The 24444-nt window shown below is 46.3% G+C and carries 12 protein-coding genes and 1 pseudogene; 5 read left to right on the top strand and 8 right to left on the bottom strand.

Annotated features, from left to right (window positions below; all coding sequences use genetic code 11):
* The first annotated feature begins 1 nt into the window (after nucleotide 1).
* Nucleotides 2-1249 carry an ABC transporter permease gene (locus tag KUA49_RS13835; RefSeq protein ID WP_218413323.1) on the top strand — a complete coding sequence of 416 codons (1248 nt, stop codon included), beginning with the start codon at nucleotides 2-4 and terminating at the stop codon, nucleotides 1247-1249.
* Nucleotides 1250-1272: 23 nt separating this feature from the next.
* Nucleotides 1273-2391: an efflux RND transporter periplasmic adaptor subunit gene (locus tag KUA49_RS13840; RefSeq protein ID WP_218413324.1), complete on the top strand. Its 1119-nt coding sequence runs from the start codon at nucleotides 1273-1275 to the stop codon at nucleotides 2389-2391.
* Nucleotides 2392-2492: 101 nt separating this feature from the next.
* On the opposite strand, the gene KUA49_RS13845 is transcribed toward KUA49_RS13840, so the two are convergent.
* From KUA49_RS13845 to KUA49_RS13880, 8 genes are all read right to left on the bottom strand, one after another.
* Entirely contained in the window at nucleotides 2493-3260 is a 768-nt protein-coding gene (locus KUA49_RS13845; protein ID WP_218413325.1) for a hypothetical protein, read from the bottom strand.
* Entirely contained in the window at nucleotides 3257-4357 is a 1101-nt protein-coding gene (locus tag KUA49_RS13850; protein ID WP_218413326.1) for an AAA family ATPase, read from the bottom strand. Before KUA49_RS13850 ends, KUA49_RS13845 begins: the two co-directional genes overlap by 4 nt.
* A gap of 258 nt (nucleotides 4358-4615) precedes the next feature.
* Complete coding sequence (locus KUA49_RS13855; protein ID WP_218413327.1) at nucleotides 4616-5635, bottom strand: hypothetical protein; 1020 nt, start codon at nucleotides 5633-5635, stop codon at nucleotides 4616-4618.
* A 339-nt stretch (nucleotides 5636-5974) separates the two neighbouring features.
* On the bottom strand, nucleotides 5975-8638 hold the full coding sequence (gene mutS, locus KUA49_RS13860; protein ID WP_218413328.1) for a DNA mismatch repair protein MutS: 2664 nt from the start codon (nucleotides 8636-8638) through the stop codon (nucleotides 5975-5977).
* A gap of 208 nt (nucleotides 8639-8846) precedes the next feature.
* Nucleotides 8847-11996 (bottom strand): glycoside hydrolase family 2 TIM barrel-domain containing protein, encoded by a 3150-nt coding sequence (locus KUA49_RS13865; protein ID WP_218413329.1) that lies wholly within the window; start codon nucleotides 11994-11996, stop codon nucleotides 8847-8849.
* Between the two features lie 50 nt (nucleotides 11997-12046).
* Nucleotides 12047-14389, bottom strand: coding sequence for a family 20 glycosylhydrolase (locus KUA49_RS13870; RefSeq protein ID WP_218413330.1), 2343 nt, complete (start codon nucleotides 14387-14389; stop codon nucleotides 12047-12049).
* A 49-nt stretch (nucleotides 14390-14438) separates the two neighbouring features.
* Nucleotides 14439-16430 (bottom strand): glucosamine-6-phosphate deaminase, encoded by a 1992-nt coding sequence (locus tag KUA49_RS13875; RefSeq protein WP_218413331.1) that lies wholly within the window; start codon nucleotides 16428-16430, stop codon nucleotides 14439-14441.
* A gap of 190 nt (nucleotides 16431-16620) precedes the next feature.
* The gene (locus KUA49_RS13880) at nucleotides 16621-17844 is read right to left on the bottom strand and encodes a transposase (protein WP_153093847.1); all 1224 of its coding nucleotides are present in this window, start codon (nucleotides 17842-17844) and stop codon (nucleotides 16621-16623) included.
* Between the two features lie 463 nt (nucleotides 17845-18307).
* Here KUA49_RS13880 and KUA49_RS13885 point away from each other — a divergent pair, with 463 nt between their 5' ends.
* From KUA49_RS13885 to KUA49_RS13895, 3 genes and pseudogenes are all read left to right on the top strand, one after another.
* Nucleotides 18308-19843: an ISL3 family transposase gene (locus tag KUA49_RS13885; RefSeq protein ID WP_318331687.1), complete on the top strand. Its 1536-nt coding sequence runs from the start codon at nucleotides 18308-18310 to the stop codon at nucleotides 19841-19843.
* 381 nt (nucleotides 19844-20224) lie between these two features.
* The gene (locus KUA49_RS13890) at nucleotides 20225-21328 is read left to right on the top strand and encodes an ROK family protein (RefSeq protein ID WP_256624818.1); all 1104 of its coding nucleotides are present in this window, start codon (nucleotides 20225-20227) and stop codon (nucleotides 21326-21328) included.
* Nucleotides 21329-21479: 151 nt separating this feature from the next.
* Nucleotides 21480-24434: pseudogene (locus tag KUA49_RS13895) on the top strand (SusC/RagA family TonB-linked outer membrane protein).
* Nucleotides 24435-24444 lie beyond the last annotated feature (10 nt).

A 24444-nucleotide genomic window follows, 5' to 3' on the forward strand; every position in this document is an offset into this window, starting at 1 on the left:
TATGCGATTAGATTTAGATACATATAAAGAGATTCTCGATACCATCACGAGGAACAAGAGCCGCAGTCTGCTCACGGGCTTCGGCGTGTTCTGGGGCGTGTTTATGCTCATCGCCCTGATGGGTGGCGGACAGGGACTGAAGGAGATGCTGCAGAACAATTTTGCAGGCTTCGCCACCAACACCGCCATCATTTGGGCGCAGAACACCACCAAACCCTACAAGGGATTCAACAAGGGGCGTTCCTGGCAGATGGAAGAGAAAGACCTGGAGCGACTGCGCCACAGGGTGCCCGAACTCGATGTCATCACCCCGCTGCTTTTCGGAGGCAACAAGTCGGTGGTGTTTGGCGACAAGAAATTCAGCGGCAGCACGCAGGGCGTGAATCCCGACTACGCCCAGGTTTCCGTGCCTAAAATGTTTTACGGCAGATACATCAACGAGATGGATGTGCGCCGCCAGCGCAAGGTTTGCGTCATCGGCAAACAGATTTACAAGACCCTCTTCCCCGGCGGCGGTGACCCATGCGGCAAGAGCGTGCGAGTGGATTCCACCTATTACACGGTGGTGGGTGTAGATTACCGCTCGGGAAATGGCGTGAATTTCGGCGGTAGAGCCGACGAAACCATCACCATTCCGCAAACCGTGCTCCGCACCGCCTACAATCGCGGAACCGCCATCGACATCATTGCCACCACCGGTAAACCGGGTGTGGTGATGAGCAGCATCGCCCAGCGAATGCGTGAAACCATAGCCAGGGCTCACAACATCGACCCTTCAGATGAAAAAGGAATCATGGTGTTCAATACGGAGGTGCTCTTCCAGATGCTCGACAACCTGTTTAAGGGCGTCAACTTCCTCATCTGGCTGGTAGGTATCGGCACCCTTCTCGCCGGTGCCATCGGAGTTTCCAACATCATGATGGTAACGGTGAAGGAGCGAACCACCGAGATAGGCATTCGCCGAGCCATCGGAGCCACGCCGAAGATGATTCTCTCGCAAATCATCTCAGAAAGTATTCTCCTTACCCTGGTGGCAGGCATGAGCGGCATCATCTTCGGAGTAGCCATCCTGCAGATGCTGGAGATGGCGAACACCACGGATGGCATTCTCACCGCCCACTTCCAGGTAGATTTCTGGACAGCCATCTCCTCAGCCATCCTCATCTGCATCCTCGGCGGTCTTGCCGGACTTGCCCCAGCCTGGCGAGCCATGAGCATCAAACCGGTAGATGCAATGAGAGACGAATAAAAGAAAAATAAGATATAAAAGATATGAAAAAGTATTCAAAGTTGATAGTTGCGGCGATAGTCGCCTTGATTTTCATCGGAACCTTCGTGTTCCTTTATGAGAAATCACAGCCTAAGCCTGTGGAATATACCGAGTTTACCCCAAAGATGGGCGATGTGTTGAAAACCACGGTGATTACGGGTAAGATAGAGCCTCGCAACGAGGTGAACGTAAAGCCTCAGATTAGTGGTATCATCACCGAAATCTGCAAGCAGGCAGGCGATTTCGTACAGGCAGGCGAGGTAATCGCCAAGGTAAAGGTGATTCCGGACATGGGACAGCTCAGTTCGGCGCAGGCTCGTGTGCGCCTTGCCGAAATTAACCTGAAGCAGGCACAGGTAAACTATGGTCGCGAGGAACAGCTCTACAAGAAGCAGCTGGTCAGCGCCGATGAGTTTGATAAGGTAAAACAGTCGTTGCAGCAGGCAAAGGAGGAGAAAGTTGCCGCCCTTGATGCGCTCGAAGTGGTTCGTGATGGTGTTTCCAAGAGCAACGCCAGCGCCTCTTCCACCCTCATCCGTTCTACCATTTCGGGAATTATCCTCGATATTCCTGTCAAGGTGGGTAACTCCGTGATTCTCGCCAACACCTTTAATGACGGAACCACCATCGCCAGTGTAGCAAACATGAACGACCTCATCTTCCGTGGCAACATCGACGAGACCGAGGTCGGCAATCTGGTAGTGGGAATGCCGATGAAGATTACCATCGGAGCGATGCAGGACCTGAAGTTTGATGCCGACCTGGAGTACATTTCACCAAAGGCTGTAGAGAACAATGGAGCCAACCAGTTTGAGGTAAAGGCAGCCGTCCGCTCAGTAAAGGGCGGCAAGATCCGTTCTGGCTACAGTGCCAACGCCGAGATAGTATTGGCAAAGGCTAACCACGTGATCACCGTGCCCGAGAGTGCTATCGAGTTCAGCGGCGACAGCACCTTTGTCTATATCGTAAAGGGCAGCGGCGAGAAGAAGACATACGACCGCAAACAGGTAACCACCGGCTTAAGCGATGGTGTGAACATCGAAATCAAAAAAGGTCTGAGCCTGAAGGACAAGGTAAGAGGTCCGCAGGTTGTGGCAGACAATAAGGATGATGAAGAATAAAGCATGATAATATACAAAAAGTTACCCAAAGGTAACTTACCTTAGGGTAACTTTTTGTGATTATGAGCCTATACTAAAGGTCATCAATGAAGACCGCCGTCTCATTTGAAATAGTCAAATAGAAATATCGGGAAAGCATTGAGTACTGCTACTTTGCAATCTTCGGTATTCACATACTGCTCTAATTGTGAGTTGAATATTTTGTCTTGAAGTATGTCTTCTTTAGATGCAGGCATCGAATTCTTTCCCTTACATAGATAGTTCGCTTTTCCCACATTCATTTCCTTTAAATATTCCCAATTCTGCTTGACTTCCTTCATCTCTTCTTCTGTTGGCTCTCGATGGTCTTTCAGTAGGATAAAATCGAAACTGTCATACGCAGAAAAATCGGCAGATACACCTTTGAACTTACTACACTCTGAGCGTGTTACAGAATACGTCCAATAGTTTGCATCGGGCAACTGCTTAGTATAACGTATAGATTCAACCATCGGATAGTCAATATAAAGCCTACCAAACTCCGTTTCGTTGTTGAATGTTTCAAGCATTTCCTTTACCTGCCTGTTGATTTCTTCGAGAGATAAATTCCGGTTATGAAAGTCATAGTCGAAGAACAGATAGATTTCAGAAATGTCAGCAGATGCATCAATATCCTTGAGCGGATTGTCAGCTTGACAGGCAAATTTCTCCATGAGTAAAGACACAATATCTCCATCGCCATCATACTCCTGCAAATCTTTGTATAGTTGATAGATGTTGTTGTTATAGGAACATACTATCTGCTCATCTCTGTTTGCAAAGTATAATCGCTGGATGGTGCGGAACAAATCCGGCTCCCGTTTTACTCCTTCAAAAACGAATAGTATCATACTTCGAATGCATTACCTCTAAACATTTTTTCTATATTATGCCCGAATCTCAACTCTTTTTGGGTGCAGTCGCTCAACGGCTTGATTTTGTTGTCTTGCAAGATGAAATTGCAGTCTGGGCGAAGCAAGTCGTTGGTCATCAGATAGGTATTGTGTGATGACGTAAAAGCCTGACATGGAAGGGCAAAGAGAGTCTTGCAAACCTCATAAGAGAGTCTGAAATGATAGAATGCATCAAATTCATCAATGAAAACGAACGATGCATTTGTCATCTGTTTCAGCCAGTAATAAAGCAGCATCAGAGATTGAGTACCCGTTGATGCAATCTTATCGAATGGAATGCGACCTAATCCAAATACGCAATACAACTCTTTATCATCATCCTTTGGCTCCTGAAACTCAAAACTTTGTCCGCTTACCCGATGGATGAAGTCCTCAAAGTCCCGAGTCAGCTGATTCTTGATGATATACTCATCGAGATTAGCCGGAGCAGTAGCCAACCCCATAAACTCATTTTTTTCAACACTTCTGAACCATAACATTGAGTTTACGAATTGCTGCAGCTTCAGAAGATAATGCTCCTTGGCAAGAGGATAGGAAGTAAGCAGAAAGTTTACGATGGATACATTGTTGGCGTTATTGGCAAGGTTTGCCTTCACCGCAGAATCCATCGGAAACTCAACATCATCCAATGTCAAGACAGAATTCTTGTTGCAGAAAATAAGTTTGTTATTCACGACAAGTTCTTCTTCCTCCAGCTTTCCATCAGGCGATTTGCTATATGTATATAGTAACGTATCATCCATAAACTTGAAGGCATATTCAAATTTTACGGGGAAGTTCAACTTTCCCGTATATGTAAAGTTATCATAATAGTTCACCTTCTTCCACTTCTGTGAAAGATGATTGGTAATGTCGAAGATGGCCATTGCAAAGTTCGACTTGCCAGAACCATTAGGTCCATACACAATGCCATTCTTGATGATACCATCTTTAATGGCAAAAGTATTAAACGAATAGTTACTTGGTTTCGACAAATCCCATTCTATGCGATCGGCAAATCCTCTATAGTTCGTTACGGCAAATTTTACTAACATGGTTCTATATACTTTATTTTTAATTGATAACAATAATGTTGGTGCAAAGCAAACACACTATAAAACTATGAAAACCATCTTTCAATTATTATAATGTCAAGTGCAGCTAAGCATTTGCAAAGATATATAAAAAACCAATAATCCGTAATTTTTTTACGGATATTTAAGATAATAATCAAGGGGAGTCTTCTATTTGCTCTTGTCCCTTAATTGACAATGCAGAAATCATCAACATTGCCATCATCATAAACAATTATTTCATAACTTTATTTTCTTTATTGTTTTTTTATTATCAGGGAATAATACTCTAATTACATAAAGTCCCTTTAAAGAATTAGGAAGTTTTACAGACGGCTGATAATTAGAAGAATGATAATAGCATTTCCCATCCATACCAAACACTTGAAGTTGCTTCCATTCCATAGGACACAGAATACAGTTTTCTAATACAGTCACTTGATTAACTTCTAGTTGAGAAGATTCTATACCAGAATATACTTTCTCAAATACTTTTAGTAGATCTTCTGAAATATATGATCTAGGACTAATCGTATCACTATATAGAGATGTGCCAAAACTATTTCTTGATCTAAAACATATTTTATGTTCCCAAGAACCTAGATTACTTACATTACTTTTTATATGATACAAATCTTTACCTAGAGTTTCCTTCGGTACTACATAACTCGTTGTCATAGTACCATACTCAAAATGATCCAACCAATTCAAATCTGTCTCCTCCAATTCCAACTGTTCACAATCTTCTGCTTGAATAACGCAATCATAGTAGCCATCAACAAATTCCCAATAATCATAATCGAAAGAAGAATAACTCCAAGAATACTCTTTAACAGATGGCTTAGGGGGTAGTAAATCAAAATACACTCCTAGTGAATCCTCACAAAGATTCGATTTACTAATAATCCATCCCTTACAATACTTTTTTGTACCAATTACTTTCATTTTGCAATCATAATCCGCCATATTAAAAGCAAAGCGACTAAAATCGGACACAGAAAAATCAAACTTCTCTACAGGACCAGAACTTCTATACCAGACACCATCACTCAAAGCAAGCGATGATATTACTATACGCCAAGAAGCATCAGAAGCATTCTTGTTGAAACAACTATAACTTTCTGCTTTTAGAACCGGAAGTCCATCCATATACTCCAATTCACCATTATTGCCAGAGATAACAATATTTTGTGAAAAGATTTGGCTCACACTAAGAAGCATTAAAAATGCTATCAATAATCTTGTTTTCAATACTGCCATATTCTTCTAATTAAATTCGTTTTACCAGCTTTATTTAATTCTTACCACCTGCAAATATACAAAAAGTTACCCAAAGGTAACTTACCTTAGGGTAACTTTTTGTGATTATTAACCTATACTAATGGTTAATCAGGTCATTAAGGTCAAGGTCATTAAGGGTCATTAAGAACTTTCGTGTTCACATACGATAGATACTTTGTGTTTCCAAAAACCTTAATGACCCTTAATGACCTTGACCTTAATGACCTTAATGACCCAGCCTCTAGTGCCAAAAGCCGGTCATCTATGAAGACCAAGGCTGGTCTTAAATGATGGCAGGCGCCAGCCATCTATGAAGACCTATCGGCCCAGCAGAATCTTCTTGATGTCGTTGAGCTTGTTCAATGCCTCTACCGGGGTTAGGTTGTTGATATCCAGGCCCAGAATCTCATCACGAATCTGGCTCAACACTGGGTCGTCTAACTGGAAGAAACTCAGCTGAACTCCATCCTTAGGCTCATCCAGATGCTGCACGTTCGGCTTGCCGGCACCGCCTACCCCAGCATTGTCCTGCTCCAACTGCTTCAGAATATCGTTGGCACGGTTCACGATGCTGCGCGGCATTCCGGCAATCTCTGCCACATGAATACCGAAGGAGTGCTCGCTGCCGCCCGGCTCCAGCTTGCGCAGGAAAATAACCTTGCCATCCACCTCCTTCACACTCACGTTGAAGTTCTTGATGCGAGGGAAATTCTTCTCCATCTCGTTCAACTCGTGATAATGAGTGGCAAAAAGCGTGCGAGCCTGCGCCTTCTTGTGCTCATGAAGATATTCCACGATAGCCCAGGCTATGGAAATGCCATCGTAGGTGGATGTTCCACGACCCAACTCATCGAAGAGCACCAGCGAACGGGGCGACACATTATTTAATATATTGGCAGCCTCCGTCATCTCCACCATAAAGGTTGATTCACCCAGCGAGATGTTATCGCTGGCTCCCACACGGGTGAATATCTTATCCACCAAGCCTACTCGGGCACTCTCGGCTGGAACAAAGCAACCCACCTGAGCCAACAGCACAATAAGCGCCGTCTGGCGGAGCAAGGCAGATTTACCCGCCATGTTAGGACCCGTAATCATCATCACCTGCTGCTTCTCGGTGTCGAGCAACACATCATTTGGCACGTATCGCTCGCCCAGCGGCAACTGGGTTTCAATCACAGGATGGCGGCCCTGCTTGATGTCCAGCACCTGCGAATCGTCGATAACCGGACGCACATAGTGGTTTTCGTCTGATGCCTTGGCAAACGAGAGCAGACAATCCATGCGGGCGATGAGGTTGGCGTTGATCTGAATCTGAGGAATATACTCCTGCATGGCAGCAATCAGTTCGTTGAAGAGCTGCGCCTCCAGAATCAGAATCTTCTCATCGGCTCCGAGAATCTTCTCCTCGTATTCCTTGAGTTCCTGGGTAATATATCGCTCGGCTTGCGCCAGCGTCTGCTTGCGGATCCACTCCTCAGGCACCTTGTCCTTGAAGGTGTTGCGCACTTCCAGGTAATAGCCGAACACATTATTGTATCCTACCTTCAGACTGCTGATGCCCGTCTTCTCTATTTCCCGCTCCTGAATCTTCAGAAGATAATCCTTGCCATGACGGCTGATGGAACGAAGGTCATCGAGTTCTGCGTTATAGCCATCGGCTATCACATCGCCCTTGTTGATAAGCTGAGGCGGATCGGGCTGAATCTCCCTGGCGATGCGGTCCTTCAGGGTTTCGCAGACGTTGAGCTGCTCGCCGATGCGCTTTAGGGCGTCGTTCTTGGCATGCTGGCAAGCCACCTTGATAGGCTGGATGGCTTCCAGTGCATTCTTCAGCTGCACCACCTCGCGAGGCGATACTCTGCCCACGGCCACCTTGGAGATGATACGCTCCAGGTCGCCGATGCGATGAAGCTGGTCGTCGAGAAGCTGACGGAACTCCGGCTCCTTGAAGAAATACTCCACGATGTCGAGGCGCTCGTTGATAGGGCGCACATCCTTCAGTGGGAACACCAGCCAGCGGCGGAGCATTCGGCCACCCATTGCCGTTACGGTGCGGTCGATGACGTTGAGCAGAGACAGACCGTCGTCCTGCATCGGAGCTACCAGCTCCAGACTTCGGATGGTGAATCGGTCCATGCGCACGAACTTATCCTCTTCGATGCGCGAAAGCGCCGTGATATGGTTAATTTGCGTATGCTGGGTAATCTCCAGATACTGCATGATGGCACCGCTGGCAATGACACCATTCTTGAGATGCTCCACGCCGAAGCCTTTCAGCGACTTGGTCTTGAAGTGTCCCAGGAGTTTCTGCATCGCCGTCTGCTCGGTGAAAACCCAGTCGTCGAGTTCGAAGGTGCAGTATTTGGTACCGAAGTATTTCTCGAAATCATTCTTTCGGGCACGGTCGTAGAGCACCTCTTTCGGCATGAAGTTGCCCATCAGTTTCTCTACATAATCATAGGTTCCCTCGCCGGTGAGGAATTCACCGGTAGAAATATCGAGGAAGCTTACGCCGCAGGAAGTCTTACCGAAGTGGATGGCAGCCAGGAAGTTGTTTTCCTTATAGTTGAGCACGTTGTCGCCCATCGCCACACCCGGGGTAACGAGTTCGGTAATGCCACGCTTCACCATCTTGTCCATCTGGCTCAATCCCTTCTTGCCCTTTATTTCCTGGCGTTTCTTCTTCGGGTCTTCCAGCTGGTCGCATACGGCAACTCGCTTGCCTGCCCTGATGAGTTTAGGCAGGTAAGTATCGAGTGCATGATGGGGGAAGCCCGCCATCTCGATGCTGCCCGTAGCTCCGCCGTTGTTTCGGCGGGTAAGGGTAATGCCCAGGATGCGTGAAGCCTCGATAGCATCTTCGCAATAAGTTTCGTAGAAGTCGCCACAGCGGAAAAGCAGCAATGCCTCGGGATGCTTGGATTTCATCTCGAAGAATTGCCGCATCATCGGCGTAAGACCTTTATTATCGTTTGCCATTATCTTTGTCTATCTTTTAAATTCTTGTTAGAAATGCAAAAATAAGAAAAAAAGGGGGAACCGACAAAGGATTTAATCTATTTTTAAACTTTTCCCCCATAAAATGCAAAAAAGTGCTCCCCTGCATTGCTGCAGGCGGAGCACTTAGCTGATGAATTACATGATTACACACAAGTGCATAAATCCTATTATTTCTCTTTATTTCTTTTTATTTCTTTGCCTTAATCACGAAGCGGAAGCAGCGGTCCTGATAGTGCATGCGGTACTTCTCCATTGGTGAAGAACCCCAGCTGTCAATACAACCCAAGCCAAACTGGCGCTGCTGAATGTGCAACTGCACAAGACCCTTTTCTACCAGGTCGCCACTGTGCTGACCCCAGGCATGCTCCTTCTCGATACCAGCATCCAGATCCTCTACCAGGTAAGGGATGGCGCTGCACTCCATAGGAGCATAGCCCTCGAAGGTGATTCCCTTGCCGGTGGCAGGATTGAAGATGGAAAAGTAGCGGATGTCGGTATGGTTACCGCTCTCCTGCGGACGGACGTATGGATAATACTCGTCCTTCACGTTAGCCTCATACTTGCCGATGAAAGCTGAAGAGTGACGGTCGATGTAGTTCTCCTCTGGACCTCTACCGTAGTATTCTAACTTAGAGAATGACGCAGGCATCTGCAACTGCATTCCGTAGCGGAACAAATCAGCTACCTTTGCCTCCTTATCGGTTGTCATCTGCTGGGTAACAGCCACCTCGCCAGCCGCATTGATGCGGTAGCGGAGCATCAGCTGCGCCTTTACCTCAGGCATTTCGAACTGGGCGGTAAGAACCACGCTGTCCTTGCTCTCGCTCTTGTCGAACGACTTCAGATTCATCTGAGGGTTCTTCCAAACTCTCATCTTCTTCTGCAAAGAAGCACCATAGTCGTTGTCGGTAGGAGCACGCCAGAACTCTGGAGTCATGCTCTCGCGGAACTTCAGCATCGGTTCACCATCTACATCGAGATAATCAATCATACCAGTCTTCTTGCCGATGGTAACCGACATTCTCTCTGCCGAAACCTTCACGTAGCTGTTGGTCTCTTCTACCTCGATATTGTCAGCCTGCTGCACCTTGGCCTTCTTGTTGGCTGAAGCTACAGCCTGGGCTGGCGTATCAACCTTATCGAACTTGTATGCGTTAACCACAAACTGCTGGCGAGCCATCACCTGACCCTTGTCAACCAGCGGCTGACTGCCATCGCTGGCAAAGGCGAAGTTTACAGCAATTTCCTCGCCTGCATGTTCAGCCTGAGCCTGTGCAACCGCAGCCTTCAACGCATCGCTCTTCACGAGCTTGGTTGCCTGAGGGGCAATGCCCTTGGTGCCTGGAATCTCCAGGGTTGAGAGCTTCACGCCGTTGGCATAGATGGCAGCCGAGAGTTTCAAATCGTCGATGTTCCTGAAGAAATTCTCGTTGTAGATGCTGATGGCACCATTGGCTGCATCGAAGTTCTTGATCCATACATTCTGAAGATAGTACTGGATTTCGTAGGCATGAGGGTTCAGACGGCGGTTAGGGGCGATGATTCCGTTGCAGTTGAAGTTGTAATCGCTGCCCGGATAGCGGCCATAGTCGCCACCATAGGTAAAGATTTCCTTGCCGGTGACAGGACTCTTGTCGCGCAGACCCTGGTCAACGAAGTCCCAGATGTAACCGCCCTGGTACTTAGGATACTTGCGGATTAAATCCCAATACTCCTTGAATCCACCCTCAGAGTTACCCATGGCGTGAGCATACTCACACTGGATGTATGGCTTGGTGCCATTGCCCTTGCAATAGCGCTCGCTCTCCTCGTAACCGATGTACATAGGACAGTAGATGTCGGTCTTGCTGTCGTATCCGCCACGCTCATACTGCGCAGGACGGGTAGGATCGCACGCCTTCACCCAGTCGTAAGCCTTCTCGAAGTTGACGCCGTAGCCGCACTCGTTACCCAAGCTCCATACGATGACGGAAGGATGATTGATGAGCGGCTTCACATTGCCCTCGTTGCGCTCGATGTGAGGCACGATGTACTCAGGGAACTTGGCGAGCGACTTCTCCTCATATCCCATACCATGAGATTCGAGGTTAGCCTCAGCGGTGATGTAGATTCCGTATTCATCGCAAAGGTCATACCAGCGTGGGTCGCAAGGATAGTGGCTGGTGCGAACGGCGTTGATGTTCAACTGCTTCATGATCTTGATGTCCTGAATCATGCGCTCTATGCTCACTACGTATCCACCGTCCGGATCCATCTCGTGGCGGTCGGCACCCTTCACCAGCACAGGCTGTCCGTTAACGAGCAGCTGTGCGTTCTTGATTTCCACGTTGCGGAATCCCACTTTTTGCGGAATCACCTCTGTGGTGCCCTGCTTGTTCTTCAGGGTGATATATGCCTTATATAAATAAGGTGTCTCAGCCGTCCAGGCATTTACCTTTGGCACCTTGATGACGCCCTGGGCACCGGTGGTCTCGGCTACCTGCTTGCCATCCTTATCACACAGGGTGATGGCAACGTCTGTCTTTCCTCCCTTCAGGGAAACCTGATAGTTCAACACACCATCCTGGTAGTTGTTTTCCAAGGCAGCGTTCAATCGGATGTCGGCAGCATGAAGCTTCGGACGGGCATAGAGATACACCTCACGGGCAATGCCCGTGAAACGCCAGAAGTCCTGATCTTCGAAATAAGAACCATCGCACCAACGCATCACCTGCATGGCAATGAGGTTCTTGCCCGGCTTGAGATACTTCGAGATGTTGAATTCGGCAGCCACCTTGCTATCCTCGCTGTAGCCCACGTACTTGCCGTTGACCCAGAGAGTCAGGTTACTGGTAGCAGAACCCACATGGAAATACACATCCTTGCCCTTCCAATCCTTAGGAAGTTCGAAGGTGCGGCGATAGGAACCCGTATAGTTGTTGAGCTCGCTGATATATGGCGGATTCGGGTCAAACTGGGTGGCCCAAGCATAGCCTATGTTCTTATAGGTAGCATCGCCATAGCCGTTCAACTCAAACAAACCAGGCACTGGGAAATCCTTCCACTGTGAATCATCATACTTCAGAGCAAAGAAGTTTGCCGGACGCTTGTTGTGGTCCTTCACGAAGTTGAACTTCCACATACCCTCCATGGAAAGGTAGTTGGCCGACTTCTTCTTGTCGAAACTCTGAGCCTTATCCAAGCTCTCGAATGCGAAGAAATTCGCACGGCGAGGCTCTCGGTTCTGCTGGTTGATGTTCACATTCTGCCAGCGCGACTCGCTCTGAGCCGACGCCCCACTGCTCATCGAGAGCATGGCAAGGCAAAATGATACGTTTGCGATTGTTCTGATATTCATATTTCTAATCTAAATCAGTTGTTTCTAATTCAGTGTTTCTAAACCTATTATTAATGGAAATACTGAGACTCGCCCACTGCGGTGAACTTCTTCTGATTATCCTTGCGCATTTCGAGGTTGAGGTTGCTCCACCAAGATGGCCAGCCGCCTACGATGTTGCACAAGTAAACGAACTTCACTGGGTGCAAGCCCTTGGCAAGAGCCACAGCATTATCGCTGTTGGTACCAGCCTTCACAGCACCCTCGTTGTTGATTACGAGCTTGTTGTCAATCCAAACCTGCTCCATGCGGGAAGAGAGATAGTAAACGCCATCCTCAGGAACATTGATGAAGCCCTCGGCCACGGCACCATAGTTGTTGGCACCACGCAGAGTAGCAGCATCGTCTGGCTGACTCACCTTCATCTTGTTCAAATTGGTGATGGTTCCATTGTCTGTCCACTCAGCATCAGCCCAGTTCAGCTGATCCACCTTCAGATAATTGCCCTTTACGCGGCGCAACTGCAAGCCAGCCTTCGCACCATTTACCTTCACGGCTGGAGCATAGTTCTGCTTCTCCACGTCGATGGTTCTTATCTTGCTCATCTTGCCAGAAGGCAATACGGTAGCAATCTTGATGATGGTGTTGCCACTCACCTTGATAGGCTCTGTATAAACGGCAGAAGATGGAGTTGGAAGGGTTCCATCCAGGGTGTAAACCATCTTCATAGGACGGGAAGTTTGGAAGGTAACCACTGTATCCTTGGTAATCACCACCTTATCGCAGGAACCGTATGGCTGCTCTGGCAATGGGATGTGGTAACGCACGTGGTGCTCGTCGAGACGCACACTGTTAGCATCTACACGACGGCTGAAGTCGGTGAAGTTCTTCTTCTTGGCCGGTGACCATGCAATCTCGGCAAGAGCCAGAGAGCGAGGATACATCTGATACTCCATCTTGGCGTTGGTGTACATGTATTCAGACCAGTTGTTGCACTGAACACCCAGAATATGCTTCTCCAAGCCCAATGACTTGATGGTATCTGGCACAGGCTCGTAATTATAGGTTCTTGAAAGATAAGCAGGAGCACTAGGAATAGTAACCGGCTCAATCTTGTAATCGCCCTGATAGTGGTCGAGATACAAGCCGCCGCTACCTGGAGTCATGATGACATCGTGCTTCTGCAAAGCTGCAGAAATACCGCCCGAAGTTCCACGCCAAGACATCACGGTAGCATCAGGACTCAATCCGCCTTCGAGGATTTCATCCCAACCGATAATCTTTCTGTCGTACTTAGCCAGCATCTTCTCCATGCGCTTGATTACGTAGCTCTGCAGTCTTTCCTCGGCAGAGTGCTTGCCGTCGGCCTGCAAGCCTTCGTTCTGTATGCGCTTCTGGCAGGTAGGACAATGCTTCCAGCTGGTCTTAGGGCACTCGTCGCCACCGATGTGGAAATATTTGCCTGGGAAGAGAGGCACTACCTCGCGGATGATGTCTTCCAGGAAGTTGAACATGTCTTCCTTACCCGGACACATCACGATGTCCTCAACACCCCAAACCATTCGTGGAGTCCACTGCTCGCCCTTGCATGAAAGGTAAGGATAAGCAGAGATGGCTGCCATCATGTGACCAGGAAGGTCGATTTCAGGAATCACGGTGATGTAACGCTTGGCTGCATAATCCACGATGTCCTTGATTTCCTCCTGAGTGTAGAAACCGCCATAGGTAGAACCGTCGCCCTGGGTGCGGTAGCCGCCGATGGAAGTAAGCTTAGGATACTTCTTGATTTCGATGCGCCAGCCCTGGTCCTCGGTGAGGTGGAAGTGCATGGTGTTCACCTTGAACATTGACATGATGTCCAACTGCTTCTTCACGTTCTCCACGGTGATGAAGTGGCGGCATGGGTCGAGGTGGAAACCACGGTAGCCGAAACGTGGAGCATCCTGGATGTCGCAGCACTGTGCCACCCACTTCACGCCGCTTACCTTGGTAGCGCTCTCAATCTGAGCTGGCAACAGCTGCATGAAGCTCTGCATTCCATAGAAAGCACCCTTGCCGGTCTTTGCCTTGATTACTACACCCTTGTTGGTAACGGTGAGGCGGTAGCCTTCCTCAGCCATCTTCATAGAAGGAGAAATCTGGATAGAGATGTTTCCCTTCTTTCCGCCTACGGTTACATCGTAACCGGTAGCAGTCTTCAACTTATCAGCCATGTATTTGGCGATGTTCTTGCCGTCAGCAGTCTGATAAGAGATGGTCACTTTCTGTGGCAACACGAACTCGCCCTTCTGAACCTGAGTCTTTACTGGCACAGGAATAATATTGATGTCAGCAGCCACAGCCGATGTTGAGATTCCTCCCAACATCGCTGTGCATGCTGCCAACGAAGCAAATAGATGATTGAATTTCTTCATAAATTTTATATAGAGAATAATATAAGTTAGTTAACTAATTGATAAATACTTAGAGTGGCTTATATTCCACGAAAGCCTCCATAGCCTCGTAGCAGGCCAATCCCAGCTGGTCGTAGAGCGAAGCAGTGGCGCGGTTGCGGTCTTCCGCACGCTGCCAGAACAGGCGTTCGTCGTTGCCCAGGAATGGAGCACTCTCCATCTGCGACTGATGCTTGAGGATAGAGTTACGCTTGGCTCTCAACTCTTCCGGACTCAATGGAACGCACATCTCGATGTTCTCAATCTCCCACTCTGCCCAAGCACCACGATACATCCAGATGCGGCAGTCCTTCAGCCACTCTGCACCAGCCTTCTTCTCCTCGTCGATGGCTGCCAGAACTGCATCGGTACATTTCTTGTGGGTTCCGTGTGGGTCGGCAAGGTCGCCAGCCACATAAATCTGATGAGGCTTTACCTTCTGCAACAAGGCTCTTACCACCTCTACGTCCTTCTCGGTCATCGGCAACTTCTCAATCTTTCCACTCTCATAGAATGGCAGGTCAAGGAAGTGTACATGGTCGAGCGGAATCTCATTATAGGTGCAGGCTGTACGAGCCTCACCACGGCGAATCAATCCCTTGATGGTCAGGATGTCGCGAGTATCGAAATCGCTCTCCTTCTTATTGGCAAAGAAGCTCTTGATTTCCTTATATTTATCAGAAATCACACTATCCTTTGAATCGGCGAAAATCTGGTTGAATCCGTTGATGAAGTGCATAAATCTTGTTACCTCCTCATCACCCACTGCAATGTTGCCCGATGTTTCATAAGCCACATGCACATCGTGGTTCTGCTGAACCAGTCGGCGGATGGTTCCACCCATCGAAATCACATCATCATCAGGGTGAGGAGAGAATACGATTACTCGCTTAGGGAATGGGTTGGCGCGCTCAGGGCGATAGGTATCGTCGGCATTTGGCTTTCCGCCTGGCCATCCGGTGATGGTGTGCTGCAAGTCATTGAAAATCTTAATGTTTGCATTGTAGGCAGAACCATAGAGAGCCAGGAGTTCGCTCAATCCGTTCTCGTTGTAATCCTTGTTGGTAAGCTTCAGGATAGGCTTACCTATTTTCTGGCAGAGCCAAACCAAAGCCGAGCGCACCAGCTTGTCAGTCCACTGGCAAGAAGTTACGAGCCAAGGATGTTCAATGCGGGTAAGATGAGAAGCAGCACTCAGGTCGAGCACTACGTTGGCGTTTGGATGAGTCTGGAGGAAAGATGCTGGCAGTGAATCTGTGATAGAGTTCTCTACCACTTTCTGCATGATTTCAGCCTTTTCCTCGCCCCAGGCAGTAAGGTAGATTGCTTTGGCAGAAAGCAAGGTGGCAATACCCATGGTGAGTGAGCATGGAGGCAGGGTCTCCTTGGTCTGCTCGCTGTTTTCCATCTCTTCGCGAGAAGTATTGCCAATGAGGATAAGACGGGTTATCGACTGAATGCCCGAACCCGGCTCGTTGGCAGCAATATTACCCGAACGGCCGATACCGATGAGGGCAACGTCCAATCCGCCGAAGGTCTTGATGCGCTGCTCGTAAAGGCGGCAACAATCCTGCACTGCCTCCTGAGCCACAAAGCCATCGAGGGTGAAGATGTTCTGCTCGGCAATATCCACATGGTTGAGGAAACGCTCCTTCAACTGGTTAATGGTGCGAACGGAACTTTCTTTCTGAAGAGGATAGTATTCATAGGCATTGAATACCACCACATTGCGGAAACTTAATGTCTTGTTCTCATAACGGCGGATGAGTTCATCATACACGGCATTGAGCGAAGAGCCTGTGCCCAGCGCCATCACATAGAACTTACCGTCATGCTGAGCAGCCTTGATTCCGGTTTCAATACCATCGGCTACATGACTGGCACCTTCTGCCATAGAGGCAAAGATGTCTGTATGAATCTTCTCCATTCTGGAGATTTCTGAGTATTCTACCGTCGTCTTAGGCTTGTAGAACTCAACAGGTACTTTATTCAGTACGATTTGTGAACTAAGATTGAGTCTCATTGTCTATATCTATTAATAGGTTTATATATTTCTATTTATGACTGTCTCTTGTTAATTCAAAAGTTATTTATTAATAACCGCTAGGTTACTAAATTTTTTTATTTTGCAAAGATACGAGATTTATCAAATACCGCCATGTTTTTATAGTTAATATTTCTAAACAATAGTTCGTTAATAATTCAATAATGTGCTAAGCAGCTATACGCTGTAAGCACGAGAGATCTTTGAAAATCTTGCTAATTAAAGTTCGGTTCGGGGTGTACCCGCTTGCTTTAAAAATTCGTTTCACCAGATAAATATTGGTCATCAGTGACTTGAATGAAGACATAGAATATTCCATTCCCATCTCCTTCATAGTTACCTTGGCAACATTTAGTGATGTGAACGAAGCATTGAAAGCAAAATCGAGTTTCCACTTATCGCGAGCCTGGCAGTCCATAAGACCAGTATAGCCTTTGGCGTCACGAAAGCAAAATTCGATCTGGAACCTGGTTCTATAATAAAGAAGTACTTCTTCACCCGAAAGTGAGGTGTCTGTAGAGAAGAATAGTTTCTTCTTGCCATTCGGCATCTGCCAGATGACAAGTCTAACTTTACACCTGAGTGCCTTGGAATAGGCTATCAAAGTATAAGCTGTTCCTTCTATATCTTTCATCTCCATCTTCTCCATTCGAGTGAGGTCAAGATTCTTCATATCAATCTTGCCATCCTTGGTCTTGGGGCGACCACGTTTTCCAGTACGTGGACCAGCATAGACATAAAAGAGACAAGCATTGTCACGAAAGCGGCTTATCAAAGAGAACCCTTCTTTCTTTATCCCATTAACAAATGTACTTGTAGAGAAGTAAGCATCTGCAACTATGAGGGTTGAGAGTTTAAGAAGTTCCTTGCGGTAACGCTTAATGACGCTGATATAGAAATCTACCATAGTCTTGTTTCTAAGACTCAGTTCTTTATTACTTAGCGACTGGTGTGCTTTTAACATCATGCAGTCTTTGGCATCAATATCAATGAGGCCAATACCCATGATTTCGAGACCATGTTTAACAGACTGTGCACATCCCGACCAAAAACGACCGATATGTGGAGTCTTCTTGCCAGCTTTGCTGATGTAGCTGGGATCAATGGCAATAGCCCATCTTCCCTGTTTACCAAAGAAGCGCTTGGCAAGTGAGACATTAAGTTTGAGCCAGTCAATGCTTTTCGACTTTTTTAAGCCGAATGCGTTGCGATAGGTTTGCTCAACATGCGAGCCATACCTCCCCATTTGGGTGAAATTTATCTTTCTTGGTATTACCATGAACAAAATTATCACCTCGATGAGTATTTTCTCGAAACTTTTTGTTAACTTTGCAGCCGAATCTTCAACTGCATCTTTAAAGATATCCATATATTGGTCAAGTCCTGTATTCATATAATTTTGCGTTTGTCGTGATTTGCAAAGTTACTGAAAATCAGCGACTTGACCAACTTTCTATAGTTAAGTTTTCATAAGCATTTCTTAATATAAGTTATTGATTTACAGACGATTAAATATTAATTTAACGCAGTATTGTCTAAAACGAAAGCATTTGGTTCTTCTCAAATTTTAGTACAAAGCCCCAATTTTTATATGAAGGAGCAATATTTTTGAGAAAGTTTAATATAAAAAATTAGCGATTGTCTCCAAAAATATGTAAGTTTAAAGTGATCATAAAATATGACTTACAATGGATACAATCGCTAACAGATGCAAAATTATAAAAAAGATAAGGAACAACCAAATAAAATCCGATATAAATGCTTCTATGGCCGGAGAAAAACTTCTTATGGACATTTTTCCTGCCATAGATGGCTTTTTTATCACAAGTTGTGACTTCTCTTCCACGGAACTCAAAATGGTTCTCGTGAGTACGGCTACCCATGCCTTCTGCGACCGTTGTGGCCAGAAAACCACTCATACCCGTGGCTGGCAAAAGAGAACGGTCACGATGTGTCCTTTAGGGTGTAAACGGTTTGTTCTCACCCTTTACATGCGCCGTTTTTACTGCCAGTCTGATAAACATATATTTGTAGAGCAACAGACGAAGTGGCTAAACAAATATGCAAGATTCAGTGTAAGATGCATAGAGTTGATGAACCAGCTTCATATACATATGTCATCTGTGTCGACCTCCAAGGTCATGAGAAAGATGGGAATCACCTGCTGTCCAAATACTTGCATAAATCATTTGAAAAAGATCCAAAGACTTCCAGACAGGACTGCCAGGAATATAGGCATAGATGACTTTGCCAAGAGAAAGGGACATACCTATGGCAGTGTTATCGTAGACCATGACACAGGCGAGATTTTGGAACTGATAGACTCTAGAGATTCTTCGATTGTGGCAAATGTCTTGAAACAATACAAGAAAGTCGATACTATCACTCGTGATAGGGGACGATGCTTCATTAAGGCTATCAAGCAAGGAGCCCCATCAGCACATGCTATCACAGACAAATTCCATGTCATTGAAGACTTGACGAGCGCAGTCTTTCCAAAGATTCTGCAGGAGTTTTTGCATAAGAGAATGGAGTTGCTGACTCAAGGTCTAGTTGGTCCCATTAAGCCACAAATAAGTAGAGGTTGGCTTTATACCAGCATATATGCAGTCTTGGAATCGATGTGCAAGGATACAAGAAGAATCAAGAAAATGGCTGAATGGAACACTTTCATGGATCTTTATGCAAGGCAAGGACTGACTTTGAGTGAAATCCATGACAAAACAGGGTTTGATGGATTTAAGATGGGAAAGCTAAGGAACACCAAATATGAGGACTTGCTCAACCCAACGCAACTAAGGGCTTACAAAGCCATAGAATCTATTACAAACAGGATTCTCTGTAAAAAGTCATTGGATTACTCTGTGGTTACCAAGGGGTTACATTCTACAGAGAAGAAAGAAATACTGAAAAGACTTCTTTTTCTACTGAGAGAAAAATGGAAGGAAGACTGGAAGGCATACGATGATGCCTACAAGGCATTTCTTGCAAAGGCAACTATCAGGAGCGAAGAGTATGACCTTTGGAATTCAATAGTTCACTTCAACTGGAAAACCAAGACTGATACAGTCAGATTGTTTCTGCAGGACTTGCATATTACCGATTTAGCCTATTATATAACAACATTTCAAGGCATTTTGAGCGGAGAGGTCAAAATGAACTTGTACAAATGGATTAACATGGTCATAGGATGTGGTAATGAGAAAATGGAAAAGTTTGCCAAAGGACTGATTAAGGACTATTCCGCCATCAATAATTCTATTGCTAGCAAATTGAACAATGGAATCCTTGAAGGTTCGGTCAACAAGATAAAGACCGCAAAGCGAATTATGGGTGGAAGAGCATCGATTTCTCTTTTGCAGATAAAGGTCTCCTCAAACTTAGATACATAAATGTACCAAAATTTGAGAAGAACCAAGCATTTTTAATTATTCTCTCTTTCTTTCCTGTTGATAAGTGTAGTTTTACACACTATATCAGATACTTACATGTACGTGAAGAGAATTGATGCTTCCGGTTATAATATATAATAAGGTGTAGGTATGTGAAAGGAATAGAAAAGTTCTTCAAAACAAACTATTTTTAGCCATTTAAGCTTTATTAACTACGAAAAGTTTGCACACAATGGGGAAAAAGTATATCTTTGCAAATAAAAAATATTAGTTATGGAACCTAACATAATAAAATATATTAAGAAGTTAAACAATAAGCCTTCAGTTCAGCGGCGATTATTGGAATACTTCATTGCCCAAGGCGCTTCCACCATACCGGAAATGTCGAAGGGAATTGGAGTGAGTCTTCCAACTGCGACCAACGCCCTCAACGAACTGATAAAGGGTGGACTCGTCAAGGAGATTGGCAAGAAAGACAACTCCCCGGGGCGCATCCCAATGGTTTACGACCTTATGCCTAATGCCGGATACTTCGTTGGAGTAAATCCAGAGATGAACTGTCTGGCACTTGCCGCCAGCGATTTCTGCGGCAATTTGATAACTGAAAAGACTAAAGTTCCTTACGAATACAGGAACAATCCGGAGAATTTGGAAAGACTGAGCGAGATTATCAACGACTTCATCGCCAGTCTTCCCGTCTCCAAGGAAGAAATTCTGCAAATCTGCGTGAATGTGGCTGAACGCGTGAACCCTTTCGATGGCAGTGCCTACAACATGTTCACCTTCTTAGATAAACCCCTGGCAGACAAGCTGACGGAACTCATCCAGCTTCCAGTCTGCATAGAGAATGATACGCGAAGCATGGCCTTCGCCGAATTCATCAAGGGACGCTGCAAGGGAATGAAAGATGTGATTTTCGTGAACATGTGCTGGGGACTGGGAATCGGAATCATCATCGACGGAAAACTCTATTACGGCAAGTCGGGCTATTCGGGCGAATTTGGCCACATGACTGCCTACAACAATAACATCATCTGCCACTGCGGCAAGATAGGCTGCATAGAAACCGAAGTTTCGGGCAGAGCACTGAAGAGAAAACTCACAGAGAACATCATGGCGGGCAAGCCTTCCATCCTCTCTGACAAGGTTCTCAACCGAAAAGAAGAACTCTCGCTTCAAGACATCATGGACGCCATCGCCAAGGAAGATGTACTCAGCCTCGCCACCCTGCAGCATATCGCTGACGAACTGGGCAAGCAGCTGGCTGGAATCATCAATATCTTCAACCCGGAAATGCTGGTCATCGGAGGAGAAATGTCGGTAACAGGCGACTATCTGACCCTCCCGGTGAACATGGGAATCAAGAAATACTCGCTCAACGTAATGAATGAGGATTCACAGATTGTCACCTCCGACCTGAAGGCACTCGCCGGCATTACAGGAGCCTGCCTGATGGCAAGACACAAAATCCTGAACGAGGATTAAATTCTAACTAACATTCATATAAGATTATATAGCAATAGTTTTCTAACTAACACTATATATAATATACGAGAAATTAATAATAAACAACAATAAATACAACAAACCTATGAACAAAAGAGCAAATTTGTATTTTGCAGCGCTCTTGGGTGCCATGTCACCTCTCAGCACTGTCACTGCATTGGCAGCTCAGAGCAATTCAACTATTGCCACAGCTACACAGCAGCAAAACTCATGTACAGGTACTGTAAAGGACGCTAGCGGTGAACCTATCATCGGCGCTACCATCAGAATTGATGGCAAATCTGGCGGTACTGTAACTGACCTTGATGGTAACTTCGTACTTGGCAATGTTGCTAAGGGAGCTAAACTCACCATTACTTATGTAGGCTACAAGTCTCAGACCATCACATGGAGTGGTGCTCCATTGAACATCACCCTGCAGGATGATGCTAACATGCTCGAAGAGACCGTAGTCATCGGTTACGGTACGGTAAAGAAGGCCGACTTGGCAGGTTCTGTTGCCGTAATGGACAACAAGAGCTTCAAGGACCAGCCAGTAGCACGTGTTGAGGACGCCCTCAACGGACGTATGTCTGGTGTGCAGGTAATGTCAAGTGGCGTTCCTGGCGGATCTATGAAGATTCGTGTTCGTGGTGCCAGCTCAGTAAACAAGAGCAACGACCCTCTCTACGTAGTAGATGGTATTGTTCGCGAGACAGGTCTCGAAGGTATCAGCCCTGAAGATATTCAGAGCATCCAGGTTTTGAAGGATGCTTCTTCTACCGCTATCTATGGTGCCCGCGGTGCCAATGGTGTTGTAATGGTACAGACCAAGAGCGGTAAGGCTGGTGTTACACAGGTAACTTTCGACGGCAGCTTCGGTTTCTCTAACGCTTACAATATACCTGAGGTAATGGGTACCAAGGAGTATGCACAGGCTTTGGTTGACCATAAGGGCGTGGCTCAGAGTGCAGTACAGGATTATCTGAACGGTACCAAGCCAGGTATCGACTGGATGGATCAGTTGCTCCAGACAGGTATTACTCAGAACTATAAGGTTGCCTTTTCACAGGGTAACGAGAAGACTCAGACTTATTTCTCTGCCAACGTAATGGACCAGAAGGGTGTTATCGTTGACACCAAGTCAAGACGTTACGCAATCAAGGCAAACATTCACAATAAGGTATTTGATTGGTTGGAATTGACTGCCGACCTTAACCTCGCTCAGACAGACAACTCTGGTGCAGGTTTCGCTTAGAACCAGTCTAACCCAATCTGGGTAGGCTTGAACTACTCTCCTACTATGGAGATGATGGATGCAAACGGTAAATATAACAAGGATCCATATAATAACATCCAGAACAACCCTTACGGTATTCTTCATGGTGGTGACAACGACCGCAAGCGTACCATGGTTACTGGTCACGTTGACTTGAAGTTCAACCTTCTCAAGGGCTTGACATTCACCACAACCAACGGTATCGACTACAACGATTACAAGTGGTACCACTTCACATCTACCAAGGTGAACGCTGCCGGTAACAATATGGGCAATAACGATGCTGCTGTTACAGCACTGCAGTCAACCAACAACTTGACTTACAATAACAAGTGGGGTGAGCACGCATTGACAGCTACTGGTGTATGGGAAGTTACCTCTAACGAGGTTCGCCGCATGGGTATGTCAGGTACAGGTATTGCTCACGAGCAGTTGGGTTACTGGAACATTGCAGATGCTGCTTCCAAGACTCCTAGCAATGGTTATAGCAAATGGACCATGCTCTCTGGTGTAGCTCGCGTTATGTACAACTATGCAGACCGTTATATGTTGACTGGTACCTTCCGTGCGGATGGTTCTAGCCGCTTTACCAACAAGAAGTGGGGTTACTTCCCATCTGCAGCTGCAGCTTGGACCATCTCTAACGAGAAGTTCTGGGAGCCTATCAAGAACGCTGTAGAGTACATGAAGATCCGTGCTAGCTACGGTATCATCGGTAACCAGGATATCTCTCCATATTCAACTCTCGGTTCATTGGGTACAACTGGTTTCACATACGGTACAACTCAGTCTTACACAGGTTACTGGGCAAATGGTCTTGCTACTCCAGATTTGACATGGGAGAAGGTTCACCAGTTTGACCTCGGTGTTGACTTCGGTTTCTTCGGCAACCGTTTGAACATCAGCTTAGACTACTTCGACAAGAAGACCAAGGATGCCCTCCTGACCACATCAGCTCCAGGTTACTTGGGTGGTACATCTTACTGGGTAAATGCCGGTGAGGTAAGCAACAAGGGTTTTGATGCAACCATCAATGCACAGATTATCCAGACCAAGGACTGGTCATGGTCATCTACCTTGAATGCCAGCTACATCAAGAACGAGGTTACCAAGCTGACAGCAGATTCTCCTATTCTCTATGGTACCAGCCCTTCTCCAGGTACTGTTGACCCATGTACCATCATCAAGGAAGGTGAGGCTATCGGTACATTCTACGGCTTCAAGTGGGCAGGCATAGAGAAGAACGACAAGGGACAGTTTGTTGATATGTATTATGCAGCAGACGGCACCAAGACCGCTAATCCTGATGCATCAAAGGATCGCTTCGTATTGGGTCGTTCAAACCCAGACGTTACTTTGGGATGGAACAACACCGTAACCTATAAGAATTGGGATCTCAACGTATTCTTCAACGCAGCCTTCGGTGCTAAGCGCTTGAACATGGTACGTTACGCCATGAACTCAATGGTAGGTGCCTCTATGTTCGTAACAGATAAGAACTACTTCTCTAACATCGGAATCACCATGCCAACAGTAGGCGCAGAGAACAAGACATACGGTAACTCAGACAAGTGGTTGGAGAATGCAGATTACCTCCGTTGCGAGAATATCAGCATCGCTTATACATTCCCACGCAGCGTGACTAAGATTGCAGACATCCGTCTTTCTCTCTCTGCTCAGAACCTCTTCACCATCACTGGCTATAAGGGTATCGACCCAGCTGGTGCATCATTCAGTGACAATGGTGTTGACCGTGATAATGGTTTGGATATGGGTGCTTACCCTAATCCTCGTACCATCACAATGGGCGTTCGTGTAAACTTCTAACTTCAATCAT

It is taken from the genome of Segatella copri (assembly GCF_019249655.2).
GTDB lineage: Bacteria > Bacteroidota > Bacteroidia > Bacteroidales > Bacteroidaceae > Prevotella.